Raw genomic sequence first — 9,724 nt, 5'->3', positions numbered from 1 at the left:
CGCCGCACCGCTGGAGTTCCCCCATGCCCCCGCAAGCCCCCGAGTTCGACGGCCAGCGCTGGAACAACGCCGAAGAAGACCGCATCGAAGTCGTCGCCTACGATCCGACATGGCCTCAGCGCTTCGCCGAGGAAGCCGCCACCATCGCCCAGGCCGCCGACCTTCCCGGCCTGGGCATCGAGCACATCGGCAGCACCGCCGTGCCGGGGCTGGACGCCAAGCCGATCATCGACATCCTCCTGCTGCCGCCGCCGGAGAGCGACCCACACCAGTTGATCGAACCGCTGCAAAGCCTCGGCTACCAGTACTGGGCGGAAAACCCCGACACCTCGCGGATGTTCTTCGTCAAAGGCATGCCGCCGCTGGGCAACGGCCGCACCCACCACGTCCACGTCATGGACCTGAGCGACGCCTCACGCCGCCTGCTGTTCCGCGACTGGCTGCGCAGCCACCCGGAAGACGCCCAGCTCTACGCGAAGGTTAAGCACGAACTGGCGAAACGCTTCCCCACCGACCGCGACGCCTACACCGAAGGCAAGGACGAGGTCGTCGCGCAGATACTCGGCCGCGCGCTCAACCCACCGGAGCACCACCGCGACCGTGCAGGCGACACGCCCCACGGCGGCGAAATCCAGGGCCCGGACAGCCGCTGAAACCTTCGCGTTAATCCGCCGTTAATCCAGCCGGCCGAAGCTCGGGGCTCCCCCTCAGGAGGACGTCCCATGCTCAAGCTCTCCGTGGTCACCTTCGCCTGCTTCACCCTGGTCGGCTGCGCCGACTCCCCGCACTTCAGCCACTTCAGCGCCATCGAATCGCCGGTGCGCGAATCCTTCGGCGAAGACAACCTCGAACGCCAACCCACCCGCGTGCGCCTGCAAAGCGACGACTATTCGGCGCAGCAACAGCGGATGATGTGGGGCCAGTGACGCCGCAACACCTCGGCAGACCGCGCCAGCGGCTGCCGATTGCGCGATAACGGGCGCTCCCCCAAAGGCACAGGAACGGACACCATGGCCTTCGACTGGCACAGCGACCCCGATCACCCGCCAGACCCCGCTCGACGCCCACTACCGCAACACCCAGAACGTCCGCCGCTTCATGACCCGGCACTGCGGCGACGGCTTCCATTTCGACCGCGCCTTCATGGCCTGGATACGCAGCGGCGCACCGGCGGACATGGGCGCGGTGGTGGATGAGTGGCGGCGCCGGAAAGGCCTCGCCATTGGCTGAACACGCCGCTCGCTGCCGATGGTACGCGGGCCAGGGCGCCCGCTAGACTCCGCAGAGCACTCACCCCGGACACCGCCATGAAGAAATGGATATTCCTCGCCGCTCTCGCGCTGCTCGCCTGGCAGTACATGGACAACCCCAACTGGCAGTCGCGCTTCTTCCGCCCGGCTTCGTCGTCCGTCAGCGCGCCCAGCGAACCCGCAGCCGAACCCGTCGCGACGCTCGAAACCAAGCCGGAACCCACACTTAACGTGCGTTGCGACGGCCGTAAATATTGCTCGCAGATGACCTCCTGCGCGGAGGCCAAGGCATTCCTGCGCAGTTGCCCGAACATGGAGATGGACGGCGACGGTGATGGCATCCCCTGCGAGAAACAGTGGTGCCTCATGTAGGCAAGAGCCGTCCTACAGGCCCCCGCCCAGCCATAGCGTGAATTGGCCGTCGCGCAAGGCCAGCGCCTCCCGCACCACGCTATAGCGCAGCGGCAACACACCGCCGGTGCTGAGCTTCAACCGATCGGCCAACGCCAGCACCTCCTCGAAGGAAGCCTCCGGCAGGTACTTGTTGAAGGAATAGCTGTCGCGGCCGATCAGCACCTGCACCGCGTACACGTCCTGCCCGAACGGGTCGTAGACCAGCAGCCCCTGCAACTCGATACCCGCCGGCAACCGGAACAGCGCCCGCACCAGCAGCAACGAAACACCGGGCCCCACCTCCGCCGCCGTCGCCAGCGGCACCAGGAACGCATCCTCGCGAACGCCATCCTGCCAGCGCCACAGGTCGCTCAGCTCCAGATGCTCTTCGGTGAACTGATCCAGTCTGACCATGGCTCGACTCATCCTTGCGGGAATGCCTGCCGCGACCTCAGGGCAGCGTGATTGCTGAGTCCCTAACCATCTACGTCCGGAGCTATTTGTCCGCGCGCATCATCCGTCTCGCCCTTCCACAGCCAGAGCTCGTATTGCGGAAAGGCGGCGATCACTTGCTCGAGGTCTTCCACTCGCGTTTTGGTCTTCAGGTCCGTGGCAACCGTCTGCCAGCGGCGACGGTTGCTGTTGGCAGTTTCAGCTGCCAAACGCGCAGGCCCCAAGTGGCGAACAAGAGCCCTCAGGCGTTCTTCGATCATAAAGTCGCTCGCAGAAACTAACGAAATATTTGACTGACGAATATTTCGTCTATAGCCTCAGTCTAAATGACGAAATATTTGTCATCGTACTTGCCGTTTGAATTGTCAGGCTTGGAGCGCTGCTCGACCGATTCAAGGCTTGGCCAACTGCAGGCCCTGCCGAGCAAGGGACCACCGTGGTCCATCGATGCGAATAGTGAATCAACGGATATAGAACTGGAAGCCTAGTGCGGGCGGCCCGACTGGACCGGTCGAAAAGTGCCAATCAAAGGCCTCCCAAAGGAGCTGTGCATGGCTGACTACGACTTCTCCACTGCAATAGCGCTGATAGGGAAGTTCGCCCTGGTGGAAACGGCCCACGGCGAAGGCTCCGCATCTGGTTGGTACTGCGTGCAAATCCTGGGGGTTGTACCGCCATTGGAAGGAGTTTTTACCCACCCCTATTTTCTGGTGCGCGACATTCCATTCGAGTCCGATCTGCCCGAAGAGCTGTTCTGGGAAGAAATCAGGTCTCTTCAAGTATTGGATTCGGAGGATGTACAAGCGCGGAAGAACAGCGAGTTGCCCTCAGGAGTTTCTCCATGACCCGATACGGCTCGGCGAATCCCACTTCCCTGCTCGGCCAGTACGCATTGGTATCCACCACTTGCGACGCCGACCCAACCCCGGAACTGCACTGCATCCAGATCGTTGGCGTGGTGCCTCCGCTCGATCAGATCATCAGCCGCCCCTACTTCCTCGTGATGGATCAAACACTCCGCCGTCCTTACCCACAGGAGATGTTCTGGCACAACATCCAGTCTCTGAAGGTGCTCGAACCGGAGGAGGTGGAAGCCTGCAAAGACCTGATCCCGCAGGACGGGATCATGATGTGCTGAGGGAATCAACGCCTGACGCCCTGGCCTGGAGTGAGCAGCGATCATTGACCCGTAAGGAGATTGGCCAGATGAGCCTGATGAATGCTTCGCCGCAGAACGCGCCAAGCAAGGAGGACCGTCAACGTTTGCAGGAACTGCTGATCGCTGGCTCCGAATCGACGCCGGCCGCACCTGCCGACAGGGAATACTTCAAGTCGCTCCGCACTCGCGCACGGAAGAGACGTGGATGAATTCCATCGACACTTTTTCGACACTGACTGCTTCGAGAGGCCGGGAGAATTGGCGGAAGGCAGTGAGAGTCGAACTCACCCAGGAACGGCTGCCGTCCCCCACCGGGTTTGAAGCCCGGCCACGCCACCGGGCGTGATTGCCTTCCCTGGTCAGAAGCCGGCTGCACGAGCGCAGCGGCGAAAGCGGGAGCCCGGATGTTGCCATCATTGCCATGACCGATGCCAGCGCAGCGATGCCGCAGCAGCCGATCAATCACCCAGCCCCACCCGCCACCGAACAAGCGAGCCCCCATGGGAAACCTGCTGTTGAGCCGCAACACTTTCGAAGCCATCCACCTCTTCGTCGACCCGGAATGCTCCGACGAAGAACTCATCCGCCAACTGCGCAGCCAAAACCTGGTGATCAGAATCGGCAGGGTGCGCGACCAGCAGGTGCGTCTCGTCATCACCGCGCCCACCTGTCTTCGAATATTGCGCGAAGAACTCCTGCCGGCCGACGCTCATCAATAGCGCTGCGCGATGGCCCCCTGTCGAAAACAAAGTTCCAGAGAGGATATAAAGCTAGCTAGCTTTCAGTCTGCGAAAGTCGGTCACCCGAACACATTGAGACGCTCCGGAGTAGTAGTTTCAAGGGCTCGAGTCCCTCTGTCCGGAAGGTCCGCCTAAACCCCAAGGTGGGCCGCCAACTCAGGCAGCTATCGACCCGTAGCGGACGGTTGCCTCTGCGCTATTAAGTCCGGACGCAGTGAAACTGCGCTCGCCCTTACTCGCTCGCACAAGGGAGCGCATCGCCCTTCTAGGGAGACCTCAGCTTGCTAGATCGTCTTCCCATTTGAAAGCGGTAGAGGGCCGATCAACATAGACAGGACTATGGGCTAGTCTTGGTTATTTCGTGTGAGCAAGGAGTGCTGCATGCGCGTTTTACCATGTGTGCTTTCGATTATTTTCCTTCTCCACGACGTTGCCGGAGTCGCATCTGAGCCAATGCACCCGGTAGTGCCTCCTAAGTATTGCGACCTCAGTGGGCGGCTAACGATGGAGCAATGCGCTCTTGTCAACTACGTCCTTGCTGAGAAGTTCTTCAGCGCTGCTTTCAAAGCTACAACTCATGGGAACGACAACGCCCGCATGAGAGCAACGAAAAAGACTTTGGAGCTTTGCGACCGCAAGTGGGAGGAGTCCCATGCAGAAACTGGTGGTGGAACGCAGGACGATGTGGTTTACAAAGATTGTATGGCAGACGTGTATCACGCCGTGGCGGCCAAGCTTTTGGGGCTGTCCGCCACGCGGGAAATTATCCCGAACAACTCGTATCAAGCCCCCAGTTACTGTGTAACCGAGGGCATCAATCCCTATGGCTGTGCCTACATCAACCGTCTAATTGCCATCGACTACTTGCGCAGGGTGGAGGAATTTGCAATCGGCTCTCCGCAGCTCTCTCTAGACGAAGTGGAAGCCACCTGCGAAGCGCAATCGACTTCGCAGAGCGATAATGGGCGATCTCTTACGCAGCGCGAGAAATTTGAAAAGGAGCAAATTCTACAACTCAAGTGCGTCCGCCAGCAGTTGCACGAGGCTGCAACGGCCATTCGAATGCACGCGGATGACGGCGCCAACTAATTCGGAATGTAAAACAACTGACATGCGTTCAGGTGCATTGCGTATGCGCCGCAGAGCCAGCAACGAGCGGTGCTAGGCCACGATACCCAGCATTTCGGAAACTCAGATTACTCGTTTGCTCCGCCGTCGGCAGTGTCTTTGCTGAGCGTCCGCTCCTGGCCGATTGCAGCCGGTCGCCAACCGCTGGCGCAAGCAAGACGTTGCAGCGCTCTTACCCCTGCTCCGCAGATTGAACGGGGTGCCAGGGCCTGCGCAACGAGCTGGAAAACATCCCGACATTCTTCGCCCTGGGCGGCCTGGCCATCGTCCTCGATAGCCCCGCCATTACCAGCGCCTGGCTGTTCGGCGTATTTACGTTCGCCCGGATACTCCACAGCCTGACCTACCTCGCCGGTGTGCAGCCATGGCGCACGCTCAGCCATGCCGTTGGCGTGCTGTGTTTGATAGGGCTGGCGGTGATGCCTCGGGCCCTGGGGACGCTTTGACGTCCATGGCCTCTAAGGCAGCCACAGCTCCGAGGCTGTGGGACGCGGACGAGCAGTACGACCGCCAGGGCAACGATACGCGCCCAGTCTGGGCTCAGGTGGGCATCGACCACTCCGGCTACGTCGGGGGCGGTCTCGGCCTTTTGACCCATGAGCGGACTTTGTAGCGCCACGGGCTCTATGCTTGTCCGGACGCTGACAAGGGAATCCCATGCTGAACGCAAAACTCACCAGGGCGCTGCTCTGGCTGGTCATCCTCATCCTCGCCATCGCCGTGCTGGCGCTGGGACTTAGGGTCGCTGCGCTGCGCAATATTCCGCCGCTGGAGCCCTGGCACACCTGGGTACCGGACGATCTGCACAGTGACGAGATCGACCGCACCGACTGGGCCGGCTACCTGGCCGCCGAGGACAAGTTGATGCAGGCCATGCGCAAGGAAATGGCGGCCAGTCTGCAGCCTTTCGAACGCGTGGCCTACAACCGCTACTTCGACCAGAGCGCGGTCTACCCCGGCCACTTCGCCACCGACTGGAATCGCTCCTACGAGATGCGCCCCAGCGGTGAGGTGCGCGGCGCGGCGGTGCTGCTGCACGGGCTGACCGATTCGCCCTACAGCCTGCGCCACCTGGGCGACCACCTGCGACAGCAGGGGTTCGTGGTGATCGCCATCCGCATGCCCGGCCACGGCACGGTTCCCGCCGGGCTCACCGATGCGGACTGGGAAGACTGGATGGCCGCCACTCGGCTGGCCGTGCGCGAGGCTACTGCGCAACTGCCCAAGGGCGCGCCGCTGCTGATGGTGGGCTTTTCCAACGGCGGCGCGCTGGCGATGAAGTACAGCCTGGATGCGCTGGACGACGCGAGCCTCGCGAGGCCGAAGCAGATAGTGCTGATCTCACCGATGATCGGCGTCACCCGCTACGCGCAGTTCGCCGGGCTGGCCGGCTTGCCGGCGCTGATGCCAGCCTTTGCCAAGGCCGCCTGGCTGAACGTGCTGCCGGAGTTCAATCCGTTCAAATACAACTCCTTCCCCATCGCGGCGGCGCGCCAGACGGTGGAGCTGACCGACGCGGTGCAGGCCAGTCTGGAGGCCGCCAGCCGCAACGGCAGGCTCGCACAGCTGCCGCCGGTTCTCACCTTCCAGTCGCTGGCTGACAGCACCGTCAGTACCCCGGCAGTCATCAGCAACCTGTACGACCGTCTGCCGGACAACGGCAGCGAGCTGGTGCTGTTCGACCTCAACCGCTCGCTCAACTACGGCCCGCTGCTGCGCCCGGAAATGGCCACGCTCGGCGAGCGCCTGCTGCCCGAGCGCCAGCGCAACTACGACCTGACGGTGATTTCCAACAGTCCGCAAACCAGCCAGACGCAGGCCCTGCACACTCCGGCCCACAGCCAGCAGCAGGAAAGCCTGCCGGTGGCGGCCAGCTATCCGCCGGACTTGTTTTCCCTTTCCCACGTAGCACTGCCCTTCCCGCCCACTGACGCGCTTTACGGCCAACAGCCGGACCGAAGCGAAGACTTCGGCATCCACCTGGGCACCCTCACGCCCCGCGGCGAGCGCGGCGTGCTGATCGTCGGGCTGGACTTGTTCCAGCGGGTGACGTCCAACCCGTTCTACGACTATCTCGTGCAACGGGTCGACCAGGTGTTGCCGCAGCGCTAGCGCTTGCCCAGATCCAGCACGACGGCGATTACGGTGATGGCGATGAACAGCAGAATCAGCCAGGAACTCATTGGACCCACTCCCCGGTAGTGAACAGGGCTATCGAGGGGCGTGGGCACGGGGAGTTCAGAAAATCTCTTGAGTGGTGCGACTTGCCGGGAGACAGCGACGTTCCCGCTGGCTGATCTGCAGCTGCCGCCGAAGGTATTCGGCGCCGCCGCTCTTTTTCATTGCTTGCGAGTTGCGTCAGCGCGACGAGCAGCGAACTCCGCTTCGACTTCCTCGTCCGATCGCCCTTGCCTGGAGTTCATCGAAGCCCTGGAAGCCTCGACTTTCACCTGCAGGTAGTCGTCGTATTCCTTCTCACTGGTAGTCATGGCCAAAGCAGAATCCTCCCTGATCCGCCGCTCGTTGCCGAAGCGGCGGGTGAAGCCGATGCGGTCGAAGTACTCCAGCAGCTGGATGCAGCGCTTGCGGCCGATGCCGATGCGGTCGCGGAAGGCGGCGGCGCGGATGATGCCGGCTTCGTCACGCAGGTGCAGGGCGTGGCCGGCGAGTTGGCTCAGGGTCTGTTCGGGGTAGAAGAGGTCCTTCACCACCTGGTGCAGTTGCCCCAGGCGGGCGAGCTTGCGCAGCAGCAGGCGTACGTCGCCCTCCTCCGCGCCCAGCTCGCGGGCGAGGTCGCGCACCCACGGCGGGTCGAAGACGCCGGCCAGCAACAATGGCCAGAGGCGCTCCCGCAGTTGTTCGTCCGCTTGGCCCAGTTGCACGCGATGATCGGGCAGGTGCAGCCAGGGGCCGCTGCTATCGACTTGCCCCGTTGCCAGCAGGCTTTCCAGCAGGGCGATGAAGACCGGTCGCTCCAGTTGCGAAAAGGCGTAGCGGCGCAGGCGGTCGCGGTCGGGGCCGAGTTCGTCGGGGGCTTCGGCGTGGAAGCGTTGCAGGGCATCGAGCAGGTGCCATTGCAGTGCGGACCAGCGTTCGGCGGCGAACAGCCGTGCGCCGAGCCGGGTGTTGATTTCGACCAGCTCGCCGGGCAACTGCCAGCCTTCGCGCGGGCGGTTGAACTGCCGCGCCAGCAGCGCGGGATCGAGGCCGTTGCTGGCATGGGCCAGCAGGGTCGGCAAGGCGCTTTCCAGGCTATCGCCCTGCAGCGCGCGCAATTGCTCCAGACGCTCCTCGCTGCGCCGATTGCGCGCGGGGGCAAAGGGGTCGAGCACGCGGCCGCCGCCAAGCGTGCGTTGCGCGGACTGGTCGCGCAGCACCAGATAGTCACCATGCGCGGCGTGGCTGGGCGCATTCAGCACCAGTTGCGCGAAGGCGCGCTCGCCGGGTTGCAGGCGTTCGCCTTCGAGCAGCGCGACACGGCCAGTGACGTCTTGTGCGCCGAGGTGCACATGCACCGGCGTCCAGTGGGCGAAGGTGCGGGTTTCGCTGGGCAGCAGGTTCAGTTCGATATCGATGCGCGTGGTGGGCGCATGCAGTTCGCCGGCGATCAGCCAGTCGCCCCGGTGAATCTGTTCGAGGCTCAGACGCTCGCCAGCGATGTTCACCGCCACGCGCTGACCGGCGTGAGCCTGCTGCGCTTCGCGGTTCTGCGCGTGCAGGCCGCGCACGCGAACGCGGCGGCCGGCGTTGCCCAGCAGCAGTTCATCGCCGACGCTCACGGTGCCGGCAAAGGCCGTTCCGGTGACGACGATGCCGACGCCACTGACGCTGAAGGCGCGGTCCACCGCCAAGCGGAAGCCGCCGGTTGCGGCGCGCTGGTGAGTCTCACCGGCGGCTTCGGTGAGGGCATTACGCAGCGCCTCGATTCCCTCGCCGCTGAAGCAGGAAACCGGAAAAGTCTGCGCGCCGGCCAACGGTCCGTTAGCCAGCAGTTCACGCACTTCAGCGGCGACCTGTTCTACCCGTTCGCTGGAAACACGGTCGACCTTGGTCAGCGCAACGATGGCGCGGCGGATGCCGAGCAACTGGACGATGGCGAGGTGCTCGCGGGTCTGCGGCATTACTCCGTCGTCGGCGGCCACCACCAGCAAAACAAGGTCGATGCCGCTGGCGCCGGCGAGCATGTTGTGGACGAAGCGCTCGTGACCGGGCACGTCGATGAAGCCGGTGAGCGCGCCGTCGCCCCGCTCAGCCTCCAAGGCGGCATAGACGTAGCCAAGATCGATGGTAATGCCCCGCTCGCGTTCGGCCGGGCGGCGGTCGCCCTCGATACCGGTGAGGGCGCGCAGCAGCGAGGTCTTGCCATGGTCGATGTGCCCGGCGGTACCGACTATCACGCCTCGTCCTCGGCCAGCAGCGGCATTTGCGCGACGAAGCCGGGCTCGTCGTCGAGCTGGCGCAGGTCGAGCCAAAGCGCGTCGTCATCGATGCGGCCTAGCACCGGGATCGGCAGGCAGCGCAGGCGTTCTTCCAGGTCCAGCAGCGCGCGGCCGCGCTGGCGCTTGGGCTGGTTCGGGCGCAGGCACAGCGCGGCGCTGGGC

Annotated in this window: 12 protein-coding genes, 1 tRNA gene and 3 pseudogenes; 11 read left to right on the top strand and 5 right to left on the bottom strand. The window is 63.6% G+C overall.

Annotation, left to right across the window (positions count from 1 at the left end):
* Positions 1-23 precede the first annotated feature (23 nt).
* From ACCC94_RS24455 to ACCC94_RS24440, 4 genes and pseudogenes are all read left to right on the top strand, one after another.
* Positions 24-653 (top strand): GrpB family protein, encoded by a 630-nt coding sequence (locus tag ACCC94_RS24455; RefSeq protein WP_413352190.1) that lies wholly within the window; start codon positions 24-26, stop codon positions 651-653.
* Positions 654-722: 69 nt separating this feature from the next.
* On the top strand, positions 723-926 hold the full coding sequence (locus tag ACCC94_RS24450) for a hypothetical protein (RefSeq protein WP_045216516.1): 204 nt from the start codon (positions 723-725) through the stop codon (positions 924-926).
* Positions 927-1,010: 84 nt separating this feature from the next.
* Positions 1,011-1,230, top strand: a pseudogene (locus ACCC94_RS24445) (DUF6434 domain-containing protein).
* A 77-nt stretch (positions 1,231-1,307) separates the two neighbouring features.
* Complete coding sequence (locus ACCC94_RS24440; protein ID WP_413352189.1) at positions 1,308-1,622, top strand: excalibur calcium-binding domain-containing protein; 315 nt, start codon at positions 1,308-1,310, stop codon at positions 1,620-1,622.
* 12 nt (positions 1,623-1,634) lie between these two features.
* On the opposite strand, the gene ACCC94_RS24435 is transcribed toward ACCC94_RS24440, so the two are convergent.
* Entirely contained in the window at positions 1,635-2,057 is a 423-nt protein-coding gene (locus tag ACCC94_RS24435) for a hypothetical protein (RefSeq protein WP_413352187.1), read from the bottom strand.
* A gap of 62 nt (positions 2,058-2,119) precedes the next feature.
* Positions 2,120-2,356 (bottom strand): DNA-binding protein, encoded by a 237-nt coding sequence (locus ACCC94_RS24430; RefSeq protein ID WP_413352186.1) that lies wholly within the window; start codon positions 2,354-2,356, stop codon positions 2,120-2,122.
* Between the two features lie 291 nt (positions 2,357-2,647).
* Between ACCC94_RS24430 and ACCC94_RS24425 the strand changes: the two genes are divergently transcribed.
* From ACCC94_RS24425 to ACCC94_RS24415, 3 genes are all read left to right on the top strand, one after another.
* Positions 2,648-2,941 (top strand): hypothetical protein, encoded by a 294-nt coding sequence (locus ACCC94_RS24425; RefSeq protein ID WP_413352185.1) that lies wholly within the window; start codon positions 2,648-2,650, stop codon positions 2,939-2,941.
* Positions 2,938-3,234, top strand: a complete 297-nt coding sequence (locus tag ACCC94_RS24420; RefSeq protein WP_413352183.1) for a hypothetical protein — start codon at positions 2,938-2,940, stop codon at positions 3,232-3,234. The genes ACCC94_RS24425 and ACCC94_RS24420 overlap by 4 nt, the downstream gene beginning before the upstream one ends.
* 68 nt (positions 3,235-3,302) lie before the next feature.
* Positions 3,303-3,464 (top strand): hypothetical protein, encoded by a 162-nt coding sequence (locus tag ACCC94_RS24415; protein WP_413352182.1) that lies wholly within the window; start codon positions 3,303-3,305, stop codon positions 3,462-3,464.
* A 50-nt stretch (positions 3,465-3,514) separates the two neighbouring features.
* Here ACCC94_RS24415 and ACCC94_RS24410 read toward each other — a convergent pair.
* Positions 3,515-3,610: transfer RNA gene (locus ACCC94_RS24410), tRNA-Sec, on the bottom strand.
* A gap of 145 nt (positions 3,611-3,755) precedes the next feature.
* Here ACCC94_RS24410 and ACCC94_RS24405 point away from each other — a divergent pair.
* The 4 genes and pseudogenes from ACCC94_RS24405 (at position 3,756) to ACCC94_RS24390 (ending at position 7,235) form a co-directional block, all read left to right on the top strand.
* A complete protein-coding gene (locus ACCC94_RS24405) occupies positions 3,756-3,974 on the top strand; it encodes a carbon storage regulator (protein ID WP_413352181.1) in 219 nt (72 codons plus the stop codon).
* Between the two features lie 402 nt (positions 3,975-4,376).
* A complete protein-coding gene (locus ACCC94_RS24400; RefSeq protein ID WP_413352179.1) occupies positions 4,377-5,084 on the top strand; it encodes a hypothetical protein in 708 nt (235 codons plus the stop codon).
* 254 nt (positions 5,085-5,338) lie between these two features.
* A pseudogene (locus tag ACCC94_RS24395) lies at positions 5,339-5,569 on the top strand (MAPEG family protein); the annotation flags it as partial.
* Positions 5,570-5,780: 211 nt separating this feature from the next.
* On the top strand, positions 5,781-7,235 hold the full coding sequence (locus ACCC94_RS24390) for an alpha/beta hydrolase (RefSeq protein WP_413352178.1): 1,455 nt from the start codon (positions 5,781-5,783) through the stop codon (positions 7,233-7,235).
* 227 nt (positions 7,236-7,462) lie between these two features.
* On the opposite strand, the gene selB is transcribed toward ACCC94_RS24390, so the two are convergent.
* The gene (selB, locus tag ACCC94_RS24385; RefSeq protein WP_413352177.1) at positions 7,463-9,520 is read right to left on the bottom strand and encodes a selenocysteine-specific translation elongation factor; all 2,058 of its coding nucleotides are present in this window, start codon (positions 9,518-9,520) and stop codon (positions 7,463-7,465) included.
* A pseudogene (locus ACCC94_RS24380) lies at positions 9,517-9,724 on the bottom strand (L-seryl-tRNA(Sec) selenium transferase); the annotation flags it as partial. The pseudogene ACCC94_RS24380 and the gene selB, both read right to left, overlap by 4 nt.

This window comes from Pseudomonas sp. Pseusp97, from assembly GCF_047304025.1.
GTDB lineage: Bacteria > Pseudomonadota > Gammaproteobacteria > Pseudomonadales > Pseudomonadaceae > Pseudomonas.
Note: the sequence above shows the minus strand (reverse complement) of the source record. Positions and strands in the feature narration are given on the sequence as shown.